Annotated in this window: 17 protein-coding genes; 1 reads left to right on the top strand and 16 read right to left on the bottom strand. The window is 62.5% G+C overall.

Annotated elements, in window-relative coordinates; genetic code table 11:
* Positions 1-25 precede the first annotated feature (25 nt).
* The 3 genes from JWZ97_RS09005 to JWZ97_RS08995 form a co-directional block, all read right to left on the bottom strand.
* Complete coding sequence (locus JWZ97_RS09005) at positions 26-742, bottom strand: DUF2490 domain-containing protein (RefSeq protein ID WP_205434418.1); 717 nt, start codon at positions 740-742, stop codon at positions 26-28.
* Positions 743-990: 248 nt separating this feature from the next.
* Positions 991-2,346, bottom strand: a complete 1,356-nt coding sequence (locus JWZ97_RS09000; protein WP_205434417.1) for a hypothetical protein — start codon at positions 2,344-2,346, stop codon at positions 991-993.
* A 73-nt stretch (positions 2,347-2,419) separates the two neighbouring features.
* The gene (locus JWZ97_RS08995) at positions 2,420-3,031 is read right to left on the bottom strand and encodes an ABC transporter substrate-binding protein (protein WP_205434416.1); all 612 of its coding nucleotides are present in this window, start codon (positions 3,029-3,031) and stop codon (positions 2,420-2,422) included.
* Positions 3,032-3,214: 183 nt separating this feature from the next.
* Here JWZ97_RS08995 and folE2 point away from each other — a divergent pair, with 183 nt between their 5' ends.
* Positions 3,215-4,018 carry a GTP cyclohydrolase FolE2 gene (folE2, locus tag JWZ97_RS08990; RefSeq protein WP_205434415.1) on the top strand — a complete coding sequence of 268 codons (804 nt, stop codon included), beginning with the start codon at positions 3,215-3,217 and terminating at the stop codon, positions 4,016-4,018.
* A 7-nt stretch (positions 4,019-4,025) separates the two neighbouring features.
* On the opposite strand, the gene JWZ97_RS08985 is transcribed toward folE2, so the two are convergent.
* The 13 genes from JWZ97_RS08985 to JWZ97_RS08925 all read right to left on the bottom strand — a co-directional run bounded on the left by JWZ97_RS08985 (position 4,026) and on the right by JWZ97_RS08925 (position 16,451).
* Entirely contained in the window at positions 4,026-4,433 is a 408-nt protein-coding gene (locus JWZ97_RS08985; RefSeq protein ID WP_205434414.1) for a DUF2802 domain-containing protein, read from the bottom strand.
* Positions 4,433-4,597 (bottom strand): hypothetical protein, encoded by a 165-nt coding sequence (locus JWZ97_RS08980; RefSeq protein WP_205434413.1) that lies wholly within the window; start codon positions 4,595-4,597, stop codon positions 4,433-4,435. Before JWZ97_RS08980 ends, JWZ97_RS08985 begins: the two co-directional genes overlap by 1 nt.
* Before the next feature lie 7 nt (positions 4,598-4,604).
* Complete coding sequence (motD, locus tag JWZ97_RS08975; RefSeq protein WP_205434412.1) at positions 4,605-5,498, bottom strand: flagellar motor protein MotD; 894 nt, start codon at positions 5,496-5,498, stop codon at positions 4,605-4,607.
* Complete coding sequence (locus JWZ97_RS08970; protein WP_205434411.1) at positions 5,495-6,256, bottom strand: flagellar motor protein; 762 nt, start codon at positions 6,254-6,256, stop codon at positions 5,495-5,497. Before JWZ97_RS08970 ends, motD begins: the two co-directional genes overlap by 4 nt.
* 144 nt (positions 6,257-6,400) lie before the next feature.
* Complete coding sequence (locus JWZ97_RS08965; RefSeq protein WP_205434410.1) at positions 6,401-7,174, bottom strand: RNA polymerase sigma factor FliA; 774 nt, start codon at positions 7,172-7,174, stop codon at positions 6,401-6,403.
* Positions 7,171-8,001: a MinD/ParA family protein gene (locus tag JWZ97_RS08960; RefSeq protein ID WP_305799115.1), complete on the bottom strand. Its 831-nt coding sequence runs from the start codon at positions 7,999-8,001 to the stop codon at positions 7,171-7,173. The genes JWZ97_RS08965 and JWZ97_RS08960 overlap by 4 nt, the downstream gene beginning before the upstream one ends.
* Before the next feature lie 28 nt (positions 8,002-8,029).
* Positions 8,030-9,466 carry a flagellar biosynthesis protein FlhF gene (flhF, locus tag JWZ97_RS08955; protein WP_205434408.1) on the bottom strand — a complete coding sequence of 479 codons (1,437 nt, stop codon included), beginning with the start codon at positions 9,464-9,466 and terminating at the stop codon, positions 8,030-8,032.
* 119 nt (positions 9,467-9,585) lie between these two features.
* A complete protein-coding gene (flhA, locus tag JWZ97_RS08950) occupies positions 9,586-11,685 on the bottom strand; it encodes a flagellar biosynthesis protein FlhA (RefSeq protein WP_305799114.1) in 2,100 nt (699 codons plus the stop codon).
* Between the two features lie 119 nt (positions 11,686-11,804).
* Positions 11,805-12,215: a hypothetical protein gene (locus JWZ97_RS08945; RefSeq protein ID WP_205434407.1), complete on the bottom strand. Its 411-nt coding sequence runs from the start codon at positions 12,213-12,215 to the stop codon at positions 11,805-11,807.
* 160 nt (positions 12,216-12,375) lie between these two features.
* Positions 12,376-13,464 (bottom strand): acyl-CoA dehydrogenase family protein, encoded by a 1,089-nt coding sequence (locus JWZ97_RS08940; RefSeq protein WP_205434406.1) that lies wholly within the window; start codon positions 13,462-13,464, stop codon positions 12,376-12,378.
* The gene (locus JWZ97_RS08935; RefSeq protein WP_205434405.1) at positions 13,461-14,924 is read right to left on the bottom strand and encodes an amino acid adenylation domain-containing protein; all 1,464 of its coding nucleotides are present in this window, start codon (positions 14,922-14,924) and stop codon (positions 13,461-13,463) included. Before JWZ97_RS08935 ends, JWZ97_RS08940 begins: the two co-directional genes overlap by 4 nt.
* 4 nt (positions 14,925-14,928) lie before the next feature.
* Entirely contained in the window at positions 14,929-16,239 is a 1,311-nt protein-coding gene (locus JWZ97_RS08930) for a hypothetical protein (RefSeq protein ID WP_205434404.1), read from the bottom strand.
* Positions 16,212-16,451: an acyl carrier protein gene (locus JWZ97_RS08925; protein WP_205434403.1), complete on the bottom strand. Its 240-nt coding sequence runs from the start codon at positions 16,449-16,451 to the stop codon at positions 16,212-16,214. The genes JWZ97_RS08930 and JWZ97_RS08925 overlap by 28 nt, the downstream gene beginning before the upstream one ends.

Raw genomic sequence — 16,451 nt, 5'->3', positions numbered from 1 at the left:
GCAATACGGGTTTGAATGGGCTCGCCTAAAAATTGATGAACACCGAACCCATGATCAAGTGATGCAATGTGTTGTCGGTATGGGTGGCATCGTCGAGATACTGGTTGAGATAACCCAGTTCGGTACGGAAATTTGGGTTGAATGTCCAGCCCAGCCCGGCGAATGCCCGGTTCTGGTCGAAGCCGGACTGGCCGCCTGCCGGCGTGGAGTTGACCCGGACGAACACCTCATCCCAGGCGATCAGGCTCAGGCGTGGTTCGAATCCCAGCGGATGCATGAAACGTATCATCTGGCGAGGCCGGATCCTTACCTCGTCGCCGTTGCGGGGCAGGAAATTGCTTTCGACCAGGGTGCGGAAAGTCAATGTGCCGAATTCGGTCGGCCATACATAGCGAAAACCCGGCCAGACATCCTGCTGCGACGACGAGGCTTTGCCGATGTTTTGCGTCGGCAGCCAGGTATAGCCCGCCCAAATCGTCGCGCGATCGCTCAGGGAATAACCGAGCGCCACGCGCGCCATGCCCTGGTACCAGTGGTTCCAGTCGCCATCCCAGCGGGACTGGCCCTCCAGCCATATCCGGCTTTTTTCCAAGCTGGGGTCGATCGCCTGCAAACTCCCTTCGCCGACGACCTGCAGCCAACTGCCCGCATCCTGGAGCAGATCTTCGGACGCCGCAGCCAGATCAACTCCCGGCACTAGGCTGGCGAGGGCTAGCCCGGCAAGTCTTAACTTGGTTTTCATAATGGCCTCGTAGGGCGGTCATAAATCATGGGCATGTAAGCATCCGCGTATCGCTGACGTCGAAATCGGTAAAATCACGGCGATACATGACCGCTAGCACTGCACATGCCATGTTCACTGTAGTCGGGCAGGCCTCGCTGTTTCCGCGGTTTGCGCCGATGTCGCGGACGAAAAAGGCGGTCGGAGCAAGGTTGTCTACAACCAGGGCTGGTTTTTTTCGCGCGCTACTCGGCGCGCCGACGAGCCGATCAGCGGGAAGGCGGGCGGGCCAGCGACAGCTTCCAGCCCGGATTGCGTCCGGCGGCGGAGTAGGCGCCGCGGAAGCGGCCGTCCCGTTTCTGGCCGTTGAAATCCCGGTCGGATTCCAAATAGTCGGCGAACGTTCCCAGGTTGATGGGGCGCCCCTGCAGTTTTCCGGGTTTGGGAAACAGGCTCAGGGTTCCGATGGGGGCTGCAGGGTGCTGGAAGTAATCGGGCACATCCGCATAGGGCGCCACGAGGTTTTCGCTCGATTGCCCTCCTTGCAGGGGCGCATCCGAAAAAACCGCGTTGCCGATAATGCGTAGCTCGTGCTCTTCGACGCCTTCTTTCTGAGTGACCCGTATGCCTTTCCAGCGATGCAGGACGGTATTGAAGAAGATGCGCACTTTTCGGGGTATGTCGTTGTGCGGCTGTATGGCGACGGCGGGATACTCGTTGTCCTGCGAGTTGTAGAAAAGGTTGTTGTAGAGCGCGATCTTGCCTTCGCCCTGAAACAAGGCTTCGCTCGGATTTTGATAGAAGAAATTGCCGTAGATCAGGTATTCGTCGTCCTTGCCCGGCCCATTTAGCGGCCAGTGGCCGACCAATACGTTGGGGCGCGCTTCGTTGCCCGCCGCGCTGCCTGCCGCCTTGGAGAACACGTTGCGGCGGATGATGGTTTTCCGGGGACCGGTCGGCATGCCGGGTAGCGCAGGCCTGGGGTTCTGGTGCTTGATCTGCAGATTGTAGCCCAGGGTCTCGCTCACCAAATTGTTTTCGATGACACCGCCCCAGAAGGGGTGGTCGCCGTTCGAGTTGCCGAAATACATGCCGGTTCCGGCCCGGATGATGACGTTGCGGCTGACGCGCCAGTCCCAGGCCGGACATTTGGAAGAAATCCCGACGATCTGCTGATATCGGCCGAGGTCGTGGATATACAGGTCGTCCAGCACGATATGGTGGGCGAAACGCCCGGTCGATCGGACGCCGTTGACCATCATGCCCCGGCCGTCGATCTCCAGATTACGCAGGGTGATGTAGCCGGCGTCGCGGATCACGATAGTATCGTTGTCCGGATTGGCCAAGAAAACCGGGCGTCCGCCTGCGCCTTCGATGGTGATGAGTTTACCCGGGGTTCCGGTGAGGCCATCGATGTCCAGTCGGCGCAGATATTGACCCGGCTCCAGGAACAGGGTGTCTCCCGGTTTGAGGCGGTCGACCGCCTGCTGGAAATCATCCGGACCGGCCCGGAATTCGGCCGGCAGGGCAGGGTGAGTTGCGCCGAGCGCCGAAACGAGGATGATGCTCCCCGCCCATCCGGGCAGCGGGTGCCGGTGCCGGCCGGCCTTCGCGTCGGTCACCATGGTTTCAGGCGGATCGCCACAAAAAAGGCATCCCGGGGATGCCTTTAATGCTTAGAATTCGCTCGCCACGCTTCTAACTGGCGTCGTTGCTGGCGTAATCGACGATTCTTTGCGTCAGCTTGTTCATCAGGCTGTCGAAGCCTTCGCGGTCGATGATGCTGGTGTACTGCGCTTTTTTCAAAGCGATGTCACTGATACCGTCGACCACGATGTTGATGATGTTCCAGTGCCCTTCGCGTTGGGTCAGGAAGTATTCGAAGTTGACCGGTTTTTCTTTCGGAGCCGACAACACATAGCGCAGCGCGAGTCGGTTGGATTTTAGGCTTTGCGAGGACTCGTACTTGAACTCCTCGCCGGAGTAACCGTTGAATTGTGCCGCGTAGGTGGCGACACTGAGGTCGGTCAACTTGTTGATAAACGCCTGCTTCTGCTTGTCGTCGAGATTTTTCCAATGAGCGCCCAATGCGAGCTGGGCGATGGCATCGAAATCGTGCGTCTCTTTCACGATGGGCTCGAATTTCTTGTAGCGACCTTCATAGCCCAATTGCTTGGCGCTTTTCATGACCTCGATCATGACGACGTTGAGTTTGTCCACCGTTGTTTTCGCGGACGATGCGGCGTCTTCGGCGTAGGATAACGGCGCCAGGACCAGTAGCAGGATGGTTGCGATCACTTGGAAAAACATGCTTTACCCCACAGTGCAAATTACGCGCGACTATAGCATAGAGAGTGGGCGGCAAGACAAAATTGTGCGTGATTTACAACAGTTAACCGGCGTGAACACAACAAATCCGGGCCTGCGGTTGTCAGTCGGGGGGGTATCGCTTAGTATCCCAAGCAATTTACTCGCTTTTTTTCATATTACCGCATGGCCGAGAACAGCCCCAAGAGCAGCATCGAAGATGTTCAAAACAGTGAAGACACGCGGCGCATCGCCATCGATAGGGTAGGCATCAAGGGGATACGCCATCCTGTCAGCGTGATCGGTCGGCAGGGCCAGACGGTCCCGACCGTGGCGACTTTCGACATGTATGTGAATCTGCCGCACGACCAGAAAGGCACGCACATGTCGCGTTTCGTCGAGCTGCTGAACGAATCGGTAGAAACGCTGGATACCCATGAATTCCTGCGCGTGGTCGCGGAGATGACGCGGCGCCTGGAGGCCAGCCGCGGTTATCTCAATGCCAGTTTTCCGTACTTCATCCGCAAGCGGGCGCCGGTAACCGGGGCCGCCAGCTACCTGGATTACGAGGTGAGCCTGATCGGCGAATGGGCAGCCGAGGCTTCGTCGCTATTGCTGAAGCTGGTGGTACCCGTCACGAGTTTATGTCCGTGTTCCAAGAAAATTTCCGATTATGGGGCACACAACCAGCGCTCCCATGTCACCTTGACCGTGCAGACGCGGGAGCCGGTGTGGCTGGAGGATTTGATCGACCTGATCGAAAGGGAGGCGTCGTGCGAGATCTTCGGTTTGCTGAAGCGGGCCGACGAAAAATACGTGACCGAGCGCGCCTACAACAACCCGAAATTCGTCGAAGACATCGTGCGGGACATCGCCAATGATCTCAACCGCGATGCCCGTATCGTCTATTACAAGCTGGAAACGGAAAACTTCGAGTCCATCCACAATCATTCGGCTTATGCGACCATCGAACGGCGCAAAGGCGATTGATCCGTCGTCAGGGGCCGGAGTGCGCGGCTCCTCCGTGCAGCCTGGCGAGCAAGTCCGCTTCCGAAAGCGATAAGCCGAATTCGGCGACCAGTTCTTCCGCCCCGGCACCGCGCCGGGCGCGCTCGATTGCGGCGTGGTAAGGCTGGTTGACGCTGTTTTCGCTGCGCAGCGTGTCGAGCACTTCAATCAACTCGCGCAGCTGCGCGTCGTGTCCCATGATCCGCAGGTCCTGCTGCAGGCCGGCGGCGCTAAGCCCCTGTAAGTCCTCCCCCTGGTCGAATTGCTGCGCGCGCAATCGGGCGCATTCCGCCTTCAGCTCGCCGATCTGTCCCCGCAGGGCGTTGATTCGGTGCAACATCGTCAGAACGGTCAGCAACAGGCCGGTCAGGGCAAAAGCAAATATCCAGGCAAGCATCAGGCGTATTCGTCGATGTGGGGTGGAGCGTCGGGATCCGGTGGCTCCTTGTCTTCGTGTTGGGGTTTGGGGCGAGGCTGCTCGCGCGGTTTTTCCTTGTCCGGCTTGATCGGTTCGATGTGGGGCAGGGGCGGCGAGTGGCGTACCGGCGTGATTTCGGCCATGTCGGGATTAACGCCCCGGCGGCAGGGGGTTGGGGGGTGGCAGGGGCGCCTGCGGCTGCGTCGGCTTTTCGCCGGCCGAGGCCGTGGCGCTCGCCAGGGGCCTCGTCTCATCGTGAGACTGAAAGCGCGAAAAGGCTTTGGCTTGCAGGATCAACACGACCCGCCGGTTCTTGTAACGCCCCTCCTCGGTGAGGTTGTCGGTAACCGGGTGATATTCGCCATAGCCGATCGCCGCCATGCGCACGGGGTCCAGCCCGCTTCTCATCAATTGGTGCACCACGCTGGCGGCGCGGGCGGACGACAGCTCCCAGTTGGAGGGAAACTGCGCCGTGTTGATGGGTTTGTCGTCGGTGTGCCCTTCGACGTTGATCAGGCTTTCCAGCGGAGCGAAGATGTCGGCCAGCTTCTCGATGATAGGGATGGCGGCCGGCGCAAGGTCGGCGCTGCCGCTGCCGAACAGGAGTCCGCTCTTCATCTCCACTTCGATCCAATTGCCTTCTTTTTTGACCGCGATCAGATCTTCCTGGATGTAGGGCGCCAGGACCCGTTCGATCTGTTCCGCCGCATTCGCCAATTGGGTTTGTTCATCGCGCAACTGGCCGTTCTTCAGGTCGACGACATCGGGACTCGCCGGCGGCATTTCCTCATGAATGTCGGGAGAGCGCTTGATTTCGCCGATCTGGATGGGCTCCGCCGCGCGCTGCGGAACCGGATGGCCCTTGGGGTCGGAAAATATCTCGTTCAGGCTTTCCGAAAGCACCCGGTACTTGCCTTCGTTGATGGACGAGATGGAGTACATCACCACGAAAAAGGCGAACAACAGGGTGATGAAGTCGGCGTAGGAGACCAGCCACCGCTCATGGCTGGTATGTTCTTCGTCATGCCGCCTGCGCCGGTTCATTTGACGATGCTCTCGGGGTCGTCGGTGTAGCCGGACAGCTTCAATTCGATGTTGCGGGGGTTTTCCCCTTCGGCGATCGAAATGATGCCGTCCAGCACCAGTTCGCGCCCCGTGTGAGTGTTCATGGCGATATTCTTCAGCTTCGCCGCGATCGGCAGGAACAGCAGGTTGGCCAGACCGACGCCGTATATGGTCGCGACGAAGGCGGTGGCGATACCGCTTCCGAGCTTGCTGGGGTCGGTCAGGTTTTGCATGACGTGGATCAAGCCCATGACCGCGCCGATGATGCCTATGGTGGGCGAAAATCCGCCCATGCTCTCGAAAACCTTGCTGGCGCGGAGGTCGCGCTCCAGCCGGGTATTCATCTCCACTTCCAGGCTTTCGCGTATGACATTGGGTTCATTGCCGTCCACCAGCAACTGCAGCCCTTTGCGGGAAAAGAAGTCGCTTTCGCCGGTGATCATGTTTTCCAGCCCCAACAGGCCCTCGCGTCGGGCCAGTGTGCTCCAGCCCGTGATTTTCTTGATCTGCACCGTGTCGTCGGTGACCGGGGGGACGAAGACCCATTTCAGCAATCTTAAGGCGTGCACGAACGATTTCGGCGAGGTTTGCAGCAGAACGGCACCCAGTGTGCCGCCGAGTACGATCACGATCGCGGGCCCGTTCACCAGCGAGCCAAGGTGGCCGCCTTCCAGCAGGTTGCCGCCCAGTATGGCGCCGAACGCCAGGATGATGCCTATGATGCTCAGGGGATCCATGAGATGGTGTTAGCGGTCGGTTCGTTTGGGTTTTCGGGAGAGGAGGGAGGAGTTAGGCGTTAGGAGTAAAAATGTTTTGTGGTCCCTGATCGATACCCAGGGTGAAAATACGGCCTCACACCTGCCCCCTAACACCTCAACTCTCTACACCCGGTCGCTGCGTCTTCGGCCACGGTGCTTGACGCCCGTGTTTTCGTCCAGCCAGTCATGCAGTCGGGCGCGCAGGCGCAACATCGCCTGGCTCTGGATCTGGCAGACACGGGATTCGCTGACGCCCAGCACCACGCCGATCTCGCGCAGGTTCAATTCGTCGTCATAATACAGGGAGATGACCATGCGCTCGCGTTCCGGCAGACTGGATATGGCGTCGGCGAGCGCCGCCGAAAAGCCGGCGCGGGTCAGCCGGTCGACGGGCGTGGAACGGGTGTCGGCGCATTCTTCCAGCACCGCGTCGCCGTCTTCCAGCAATTCCTCGATACTGAAGACCCTGCAGTTCACCGAGTCTTGCAGGGCTTGATGATATTCCGACAAGGGCATGCCCAGGTATTCCGCCACCTCGGCATCGCGAGCGTCGCGCCCGGCCTTGGCTTCGATGACGCGGATCGCATCCGCCACTTCGCGCGCCTTGCGATGCACCGAGCGGGGCGTCCAATCGTAGCGCCGCAGTTCGTCCAGCATGGCGCCGCGGATGCGGATGCCGGCATAGGTCTCGAAAGCGGCGCCCTGGCTGGCGTCGTAATGTTGGGCCGATTCCAGCAGGCCTATCATGCCGGCCTGGACGAGGTCGTCCAGTTGCACGCTGGCCGGGAGGCGGCTGAGCAGGTGGTAGGCGATGCGCTTGACCAAGGGCGCATGGTCCCGAACCAGGGAGTCCAGGTCCGGGGCTTGCACCGCTGCGTACATCGCGATCCCGCTCATGCGTGCGCCGGTCCGCGGTAGTCGATCAAGCGTTCGACGAAGAACTCCAGCCCGCCGTTCGAACCGCCCGGATAGGGCAGGCGGTCGGTCTGCCGGGCGGCGGCACGGAAGGCTTCCGCCGCCTTGCTTTGCGGAAACAGCAAGCTGACCGGCTGCTGCCTTTGCACGGCCTTGCGGAGCAGGTCGTCGCGGGGTATGGCGCCCAGCAGGTCCAGGGTCACGTCGAGATATTGGTCGGTGACGCGGACGAGCTTGTCGAACAAGGCTTGTCCCTGTTTCGCGTCCTGCACCATGTTGGTCAGGATATGGAAGCGATGGATGCCGTGATCCCGATTCATGAGTTTGATGAAGGCGTAGGCATCGGTCAGGGACGTGGGTTCGTCGCAGACCACCACGATGATGTCCTGGCAGGCGCGCACGAAATTGACCACGCCGCTGGAGATGCCTGCGGCCGTGTCGACGATCAGCACGTCGAGGTCCGCCCCGATTTCGCTAAAGGCCCGGATCAGGCCGGCCTGTTCGGCGACCGGCAGTTCGGACATGCGCTGGATGCCGGAGGCGGCCGGGACGATGCGCAGCCCCGAGGGACCTTCCAGCACGATTTCCGCCAGCGTCCGTTCGCCTTTCAACACGTGGGAAAGATTGTATTTGGGCTGCAGGCCGAGCAGGACGTCGATGTTGGCCAGGCCCATGTCGGCGTCCAGTATCGCCACGCGGCGCCCGAGTTCGGTCAGGCCGATACCGAGGTTGACGGCGACATTGGTCTTGCCGACACCGCCTTTTCCGCTGGACACGGCCAGCACGCGAACGGGGCTGGGCTGGGTCATTTTTCTGATTCCTTCTGCCTGGTCGGCGTTAAACATTCGCACGGGACACCCATTCTTCATAGCCATAAGGCCCGCTCATTGCCGACTCGTCGTCCATATCTTCGTCCATGGCCGAGAAACAGCGTTCCAATAATAAATGAGTTCGGGCCTGATGCAGATCTTCCGGTACCTGCTGTCCATCGGTATACATGCTGACGGGCAATTGTCGCTCAATCAAGGTGGAGAACGCAGCCCCCAGGTTGTCGGTTTCGTCCAGCTTGGTCAGTATGCAGGCCTTGGGAGCGAAACCGGCGTAGGCTTCCACGGCATCCCGCATGGCCCTGGCCTGGCTGGCAGCGGACAGGACCAGATAGGACCGGATGGGCATATCGTCCTGGCGCAGGGTGGCGAATTGTTCGGCCAGCCGGGCATCGCGCGGGGCCATTCCCGCCGTGTCGATGAGTATCAGGCGCTTGTCGTAAAAGCCGTTCAGGGTGTGACGCAGTTCCTCCGCGTTGGAAACGGCCCGCACCGGAACGTCGAGCAGACGGCCGTAAGTGGTGAGCTGATCGTGGGCGGCGATGCGGTAACTGTCCGCCGTGATGAGCGCTAATTGGCGGGGTCCGTGTTTGAGTCGGAAACGCGCGGCGATCTTGGCCAGCGTGGTGGTCTTGCCGACCCCGGTCGGGCCGACCAGCGCCACGATGCCGCCATAGTCCAGCAGATTGTCTTCGACCACGGGCAGTTGTCCCGCGAGCAGATCGCGGCAGCCCTGCCAGGCGAGTTCGAAATCCTCGGCGCCGCCCATGCGGTCGGCGAGTTGCAGGCTGATCGAGCGGGTGAAGCCGAGCAGGTTGAGGCGGCGCAGCAGGTCCAGGCGGGCCGGTGCCGTACGCGTCAGGCTGTCCCAGGCGGTTTCGGCGAAATGGCCGTCCAGGGCGCGGCGCATGCGCTGCATTTCTTTTTGCAGATCCTGCAAGGCATGGGCGGGGATGATGCCCGTTTCCGCCGCCACGGCCGGTGCGCGCGGAGTGGTCTTAGGGGCGGGTTTTTCCTCGCGGGCGAACGCGGGGCGCTCCTGCCGGCTGTAATCGGAGGGGCCCGCATAACGCGGCTCATGCCGGGCCGCTCCGATGGTCTCGCTGGTCTTCGCGGCAGCGGGTTTACGCGCCGGGGACGGGGTGGGCTCTCTCGGGGCGTCCGCTTCACGGGGAGCCGCCCTGGGGGGGCGGCCGCTGCTTTCCAGGGCCTCGCGGAACACTTCCTCGGCGCGGCGCTGGGATTCGCTGAGGGAGCTGCGCTCGGGCGCGGCCGGAGGGCGCATGTCCTCCATCATGGCTTGTTCGTCGAAATCCCTTGCCGCAACGATTTCCACACCGCCGTCCACCGAACGGTTGGACAGTATCACGGCATCGGGGCCTTGTTCCTCCCGCACCATGCGCATGGCCTGGCGTATGTCCGGAGCGAAATATCGTTTGATTTTCATAAATCCCACCTTAGTCAATAGCCGCTTGACACCTAATTTTTCCGCCCCGCTTCCTTATCCGGCCAAAAATTTCCGGATCCGGCAAAGGGAGGACGGTACGGTTCGCTCCCTGTCGCAGATCAGCCGCGCTGACCCACCGTGGCGACCACCTTGACCTGCCTGTCCTCGGGAATCTCGTTGTATGCCAGCACGTTCAGGCCCGCGATCGCGTGTTTGACGAAGCGCGCCAGCCAGGGCCTTATGGCGGAAGACACCAGCAGGATGGCGGGATAACCTTCCAGCTCCAGTTTCTGGGTCTTCTCTTCCAGCGCCTTGAGCATCTGCTCGGCCAGGCCCGGTTCGATGCCGGCGGCATCCTGTCCGGCGGTTTGCAGTATTTTTTGCAACAACTGTTCCAGTTCCGGATCGAGGGTGACGACCGGGATTTCTTTCTCTATGCCGCTGATTTTCTGGACGATCAGCCTGCCTAGGGCGGCGCGCACCACGGCCACCAGAACGCCGGGATCTTGGCTCCGGCCGCCGAATTCCGCCAAAGTTTCGGCGATGGTGCGGACGTCGCGCAGCGGTACGCCCTCCTGCAACAGGCCTTGCATGACCTTGACGATGATGCCCAGCGGCAGGGTCTTGGGCGTCAGGTCTTCGACCAGTTTGGGCGCCGTGCGGGCCAGGCCATCCAGCAATTGCTGGGCTTCTTCGTGGCCGAACAGTTGATGCGCGTTCGATTGCAGGATGTGGCTGAGGTGCGTGGCCAGCACGGTGCCGGGATCCACCACCGTGTAGCCCAGGGTCTGGGCATGGTCGCGCTGCTCCGGTTCTATCCAGATGGCTTCCAGGCCGAAGGCCGGATCCTTGCCCTCTATGCCACGGAGCGTGCCGTACACCCGCCCCGGATTGATCGCCATCAGGCGGTCCGGCAGTATCTCGGCCTCGCCTACGGTCACGCCCAGCAGGGTGAGCCGGTAAGCCGTGGGGCTCAGATCGAGGTTGTCGCGGATATGCACGCTGGGTATCAGAAAGCCCAAGTCCTGCGAGAGTTTCTTGCGTACCCCCTTGATCTTGGCCATGAGCTGTCCGCCCTGGTTTTTGTCCACCAGGGGTATCAGGCGATAGCCGACTTCCAGGCCTATCAGGTCGACCGGCTGCACGTCGTCCCAGCCCAGTTCCTTCACTTCGGGCGGGGCGAGGCGGGGCGTCATGGCGTCCTCGGCCACCACGCGGGCGAGATCCTGCTGGCGTTTCGCGATGGCGAAGGCGGCGCCGCCGAGCAGGGCGGCCAGCGAGAGAAAAGCCATGTTGGGCATGCCGGGTATCATGCCCATCAGCCCGATGACGCCGGCGCTCAAGCCCAGCGGCTTGGGATCTTGGAAGAACTGTTTGCTGAACTGCTGGCCGATGTTCTCGTTGCTCACCGAAACCCGGGTGACGATGATGGCCGACCCGACCGACAGCAGCAGCGACGGAATCTGCGCCACCAGACCGTCGCCTATGGTCAGGAGGGTGTAATTGTGCAGGGCTTCGGCGAAGGGCAGGCCATGCTGGGCCATGCCGACGATGAGGCCGCCGATGACGTTGATGAACAGAATAAGAATGCCCGCCACCGCGTCGCCGCGCACGAATTTGCTGGCACCGTCCATGGAACCGTAGAAATCGGCTTCCGCGGTGACTTCCGCGCGCCGCGCGCGCGCCGCGTCCTGGTTGATCAGGCCGGCGTTCAGATCCGCGTCTATGGCCATTTGTTTGCCGGGCATGGCGTCCAGGGTGAAGCGGGCGCTTACTTCCGACACGCGCCCGGCGCCCTTGGTGACGACCACGAAGTTGATCACCACCAGGATGATGAAAACCACGATGCCCACGGCGTAGTTGCCGCCGATCACGAATTCGCCGAAGGCTTCGATGACCTTGCCGGCGGCATCGGGGCCGTTATGACCTTCCAGCAGCACCACGCGGGCCGAGGCCACGTTGAGGCTGAGCCGCAACAGGGTCGCCACCAGCAGCACCGTCGGAAACACGGCGAAGTCCAGCGGCCGCAACGTGTAGATGACCACCAGGAGGATCAACAGCGACAGCGCGATGTTGAAGGTGAAAAACAGGTCGAGCAGCATGGCCGGCAGCGGCAGCACCAGCATGGCCATCATCAGCAGTACGACCAGGGGCGGCCCTAATCCCAGGGCGCCGGCCAGCTTGAGCCGGCCCATGAACAAGGTGAGTGCGTCGGTCATGATCGTCGGAAATCCGGCGGAGAGTGGATGTTGCAGGGGTAGCTGCAATATCCAGGCCCGAGATGGTCCGGATCGGTGGCCGAAGGCGGGTCTGAGCCCGCCCTGGCGTCAACGATGACTCAGAAGGAGAGGAAAGTGGGTTTTACGTGATCGTTGGGGTCGAACTTCTGGCGCCGGTCGCCCTGTCGGGCCCTCTTTTCGGGCCCGGGGTAATCCAGTGAGACTCGGGAATATTCGTCGCGCCGATGTTCCTGCCGGCGGTCATCGTAGTGCTCGTACCAGCATCGGCAGTCCTTCCTGTCGCAATCGGCCAGCGGCAATAAAGGGGCCAGGTGGCAGATCACTCGCAGGCCGGTCAGTCGTTTGACTGCGTCGCAGCAGGTCGCTTGGTCGAAGCGGATCGTCACGCAGCGGTAGGAAGGCCTAGCGCCGGACTTCGTGGCCCGCGGCGGTTCTCGTTTGCGGATGAAGTAGCGCATGATGGCCAGCGCCAATGCGGCGGCGAGTGCCAGGATGATGTATCCAAGCATGAAATCTCCGGCTTCGGGCAATGGGGGAGTCGCGATTCTACCGCCTCATTTTCCCGAGACCAAGCGCGGGTATTGTCGCGGTGCCCCTGGTAACCGCCGGATGAAGTCAGTACAGCGTGCGAAGTCAGAGTTGGAGGGAGTCTCCGGCCGGCTCTCCCGCTTAGCGCCTCGCCCGATATCCCTCTCCCGTGCCGGATAAGGCGGCGATCAGATTTTTCAACGCCTCGGAACTGCCGGAAAACAATCGGCCGGCGAGGGCGTCCTGGACCAGCTCGACGAGGCCCGATTCGGCTTCCAGGCCCAAGGCGCCGAATAGATGGACGGCGTCCAGGCTGGATTGCAGGAAGGCTTCGGCGGCATAAAGCTTGGTTTGGGCGGCGGCCAGCGTGAGGCGCTGGCCGGTGTCGGCGAGCCTGGCGCATTCCTGGAGCCAGAGGTTCAGCGTGTTCAGGCGCAGCGTCATGTCGGCGATGCGGTGCGCGATGGCCTGATGGCGGCCCAGATGACCGTTGCCGGACAGCCTTTGCCGGCTGCGGGCTACGACTTGCTCCAACTGCCAGTCCATCACCCCGGTGATACCGGCGAAGATGAAGGCCCGTTCGTACTCCAGCGCTTGTTGCAGGATGCGCTCGCCGGCGCCGGGCTTGCCGAGCAATCGATCGGCGCCGATGCGGCAGTCGTTCAGCCAGACGCCGCCGGTAGTGCTGCCGCGGCAGGCTTGCAAGGCGTGCTCGTCGGTGAACCGGCAGCCCGGGTCGTCGCGGTGCACCAGGAAAGCGGAAATCGGGCCGTCGAGCCTGGCATAGACGATCAGCCAGTCGGCCAGCGGCGCGTTGGTGATATAGCGCTTTTCACCGTGCAAACGGTAGCCGTCGCCGTCGATTTTTGCCCGGGCAGTCATCGCTTGCACATCGGTTCCACAACCCGGTTCGGTGATGGCATGGCCGGCCAGCCAGTCGCCGCGGATCAACGGCGGCAGAAAACGCTTGCGCTGCTTCTCGTCGCCGTGGCGTAGCAGGGGAAATACGGCACCCCAGAGATGCGCGTTGACCATGAGCACCAGGCCGGGATCGCGGCTGATTTTTCCCAGCTTGCGGTGGGTTTGGCACAGCGCCAGGTAGTCGTCGCCGCGCCCGCCGAATTCGGCCGGCAGCGCATGGCTCAGCAAACCGTTCGCGGCGACCCGGCGGAAGCGTTCGCGTAGGCTGGCGGGGCCGGTATACGGAGGGAGAGACAGCGCGTCCGTCATCGGTTCACTTCCATCAGGTCTTGCAGAGCGAGGCGGTCGAGCTTGCCGTTGGCCAAGCGCGGCAGGGCGTCCAGCAGCCGGAAACGGGCCGGCTGCATGTAGGCCGGCAGTTTCGCCCGCAAGGCTTGCTGCACTTCGCCTATCGTCAGCGGCGGTTGCAGTACGAGCGCCGCAGCAGGGCGCTGGCCGGCGGCGGGATCGGCGATGCCCGCTACGGCGCACTCGGCGACGCCGGGGATGGTGAGCAGAGCGGTTTCGATTTCCGCCGGTTCCACTCGGTAACCCGAGCACTTGAGCATGCGGCCGAGCCGCCCATGGAACAAATATTCGCCGGCTACGCTCAGGCTGACCCGGTCGGCGGTCCGGTACCAACCTTCGTCGTCCAGCGCCGGATGGAGCCGGCCTGCGCTCCAGTAGCCGCTCAGCAGCGTGGGGCCGCGTACTCTGAGCTCGCCGCTTTCAGGCTCTATGGCCAATTCGCCGCCGGCGGCCGGCAGCCCTATGGGGATGGGCGTGACTCCGTCCAGCCGGTCGCGCTCGACCGGCCAATGACAGCAGACATTGGTTTCGGTGGGGCCGTAGAAGTTGTAGAGATCGGTGTCGGGCAAGGCTTCCGCCAGCGACTTCAAGGCGGTCGGGGGAAAAGCCTCACCAGCGAAAATCAGAAACCGCAGCGAGGCCGGCGGGCTCGACCCGAGATTGCCTTTGTAGGCGAGAAAGGCCAGCAGGGCAGGGACGGTATACCAGCCGCTGATGCGGTGTTCCGAGAGCCAGGCGGCCAGGCGGGCGGGAGCCAGGAACAGCGGGCCCGGGACAAAGTGCAGGCTGGCCCCCTTTGCCAAGACCGCGTAGAGGTCGAAGGTGGACAGGTCGAAAAACAAAGGGGCGCTGCTGGCGATGCGGTCATCCGGCTTCAGCTCCATCCGTTCGGCCGCCCAGTCCGCGAATGCGGCGATGGCGCCGTGGCTGAGCGCCACGCCCTTGGGCCGGCCGGTCGAACCGGAGGTATACAGGATCGCCGCCGGATCGCTTGCGTCGACCTTGCCTGCTGGCCCATGGGCTGGAATTTGCTGCCGCTCATTCCAGTCTACGCGACGAGGTTCCTGTGCCGGGGGGACGGTGTCGATGACGGGAGAGGCCCCGGCGTTCTGCCTGATCACCGCGGAAACCGCCGCATCGCTCAGGATGAAATCGCGCCGGCTCGGTGGATTCTTGATGTCCAGCGGCACGTAGCAGGCGCCGGTCAGCAGCACGCCGAATACGGCGATCACGGCGTCGATGCCGCGCTCCAGATGAATGGCCACCCGGTCTCCGGCGCCTATCCCTATGTCCTGCAAGTTGCCGGTGACGGCGAGCGCGCGTTCCAGCAGCATGCCGTAACTCAGTTGCCGTTCACCTTCGACGAGCGCAAGGGCGTCGGGGCGTTGCCGGGCCTGTCGGAGCAAGCGTTCGCACAGCATGGAATCAATACCCCTTGCCCAGCAGCTCGGCGTCCATCAAGGGTATCACCCGGTCCAGCCAGGCTTCATCGACCGCCGGATGCAGATAGTTGTACGACAGGGTGATCCGCCCGTTCATCTGGCCGGCCAACAGGGCCAGACCGGGCGGCAGGGTCATCCAGGTCAGGTGGTACATGTGTTCGACGGGCGCGCCGAGAAAACCGGAGTTTCCGAAACGCATGTCGCCGACGTCGGAAAACCAGCAGGAGCTCAGCTCCCCGCCGCTGCGTTGCGTGCGCAGCAGCCGGGCATAACGTGGCGGGGACAGATACTGCCCCAGCCACATCAGCGGCAGATAGGCCAGATCCAGTTGCTCGGCGACCGTCTGGCGGTATTGGATCAGCAGATGGCGCATCAGGCCGTCGCGGTCGCGGACCTGCTCGCGCGTGGCCTGGGCGAACAGGCAGCCGACCTGGTTGCCGAACACCGGGGTGGGGGCGTTCTGGCGGCGCAGGTTGTAGGCATAGGGGATGCAGTAGCCGGCTTTGGCCACGGCCGGACCGGCCAATTCCATGGCACGCATGAAACAGCCCAGGGTATAGAGCGTCTTGCCGGCCAAGCCCATGTAGCTTTGGGCCAGACGGGAAATGTGCGCCGACTCTTCCTCGCCGTAGCGGCGTATTTTCAGGCGTAATGCTTGCGGACCGGTGTCGGCCACGGTGGGCAGGCTGCTGTCCAGGCGGTTGCAGCGGTCGTTGTGGCGCTTGGCCTTGAGGGTCAGGCGGATTTTCTGCCACACACTCCATTCGGCGAGTTTTTGCGAAATCAGCGGCGGCGAGTCGCGAAATTTCGCCGTGTCGTCCGCGCCGAGAAAATCCAGCACCAGCTTGACGCCACGGGCGTCCAGCAAGGGATGGATCCAGCGCAGCAGCAAGGTGCCGCCGGTCTCGTGGGCCAGCCAGTGCAAGCTCATCGGTGGATCGGTTTCGGGATCGGACGGCCGGCCGAGCAGTGCGCTTACCGTTTCCGTGCCGTCGCCCGGGCAGGGATGCCGTTCGAGTTCCAGGCGGCGGCCGGTGGCGATCCACAAACAACGCTTGCCGCGCCGTTCGATTCGCCCCGCGGCCTGGGGAAATCGGGCGACCAGCTCGTCGAGCCGCTGTTGCAGGCGGACGAGGTCGGGTTCGGCCGCCAGCCCCAGGGCGAAGCCGCAATAGCCGCCCGGCATGCCGGCCGCGCGGATCTCCCGGTCGAATACGTAGGTGAAATAATCGGCGGGGTTGAACGGGAATTCCGCCGTCCGTTCGTTCAGGTCCGGCGCGCCGAGCTTATCCATCGTTCCAGGGCATTGAGGCTGCGCACGTTGGCGGGTTCCACATCGGAATCCGGCAGGATCACGCCGAATTCCTTTTCGGCAAACATGATGAGCCGCATCAGCCCCATGCTGTCCAGCCCGGCCTCCAGCAAATCGTCGTCGTCGCCGAAGGTGGCGGGGTTTTCGTGGTAGATCAGTTCGGAAAAGATGAAGTCTTTGAGTTTTTCTTTCAT

It is taken from the genome of Methylococcus sp. EFPC2, from assembly GCF_016925495.1.
In the GTDB taxonomy this organism is placed as follows: domain Bacteria; phylum Pseudomonadota; class Gammaproteobacteria; order Methylococcales; family Methylococcaceae; genus EFPC2.
This window is presented reverse-complemented; position numbering and strand designations above follow the sequence as displayed.

What these genes read in the sequence shown, in the direction of transcription:
- JWZ97_RS08935 (WP_205434405.1), bottom strand. Translation starts at nt 14,924, where the DNA reads ATGCTGTGCGAACGCTTGCTCCGACAGGCCCGGCAACGCCCCGACGCC.
- JWZ97_RS08995 (WP_205434416.1), bottom strand. Translation starts at nt 3,031, where the DNA reads ATGTTTTTCCAAGTGATCGCAACCATCCTGCTACTGGTCCTGGCGCCG.
- JWZ97_RS08930 (WP_205434404.1), bottom strand. Translation starts at nt 16,239, where the DNA reads ATGGATAAGCTCGGCGCGCCGGACCTGAACGAACGGACGGCGGAATTC.
- flhF (WP_205434408.1), bottom strand. Translation starts at nt 9,466, where the DNA reads ATGAAAATCAAACGATATTTCGCTCCGGACATACGCCAGGCCATGCGC.
- JWZ97_RS08970 (WP_205434411.1), bottom strand. Translation starts at nt 6,256, where the DNA reads ATGGATCCCCTGAGCATCATAGGCATCATCCTGGCGTTCGGCGCCATA.
- JWZ97_RS08960 (WP_305799115.1), bottom strand. Translation starts at nt 8,001, where the DNA reads ATGACCCAGCCCAGCCCCGTTCGCGTGCTGGCCGTGTCCAGCGGAAAA.
- JWZ97_RS08945 (WP_205434407.1), bottom strand. Translation starts at nt 12,215, where the DNA reads ATGCTTGGATACATCATCCTGGCACTCGCCGCCGCATTGGCGCTGGCC.
- JWZ97_RS08925 (WP_205434403.1), bottom strand. Translation starts at nt 16,451, where the DNA reads ATGAAAGAAAAACTCAAAGACTTCATCTTTTCCGAACTGATCTACCAC.
- JWZ97_RS08965 (WP_205434410.1), bottom strand. Translation starts at nt 7,174, where the DNA reads ATGAGCGGGATCGCGATGTACGCAGCGGTGCAAGCCCCGGACCTGGAC.
- folE2 (WP_205434415.1), top strand. Translation starts at nt 3,215, where the DNA reads ATGGCCGAGAACAGCCCCAAGAGCAGCATCGAAGATGTTCAAAACAGT.
- JWZ97_RS08985 (WP_205434414.1), bottom strand. Translation starts at nt 4,433, where the DNA reads ATGCTTGCCTGGATATTTGCTTTTGCCCTGACCGGCCTGTTGCTGACC.
- JWZ97_RS09005 (WP_205434418.1), bottom strand. Translation starts at nt 742, where the DNA reads ATGAAAACCAAGTTAAGACTTGCCGGGCTAGCCCTCGCCAGCCTAGTG.
- JWZ97_RS09000 (WP_205434417.1), bottom strand. Translation starts at nt 2,346, where the DNA reads ATGGTGACCGACGCGAAGGCCGGCCGGCACCGGCACCCGCTGCCCGGA.
- JWZ97_RS08940 (WP_205434406.1), bottom strand. Translation starts at nt 13,464, where the DNA reads ATGACGGACGCGCTGTCTCTCCCTCCGTATACCGGCCCCGCCAGCCTA.
- JWZ97_RS08980 (WP_205434413.1), bottom strand. Translation starts at nt 4,597, where the DNA reads ATGGCCGAAATCACGCCGGTACGCCACTCGCCGCCCCTGCCCCACATC.
- flhA (WP_305799114.1), bottom strand. Translation starts at nt 11,685, where the DNA reads ATGACCGACGCACTCACCTTGTTCATGGGCCGGCTCAAGCTGGCCGGC.
- motD (WP_205434412.1), bottom strand. Translation starts at nt 5,498, where the DNA reads ATGAACCGGCGCAGGCGGCATGACGAAGAACATACCAGCCATGAGCGG.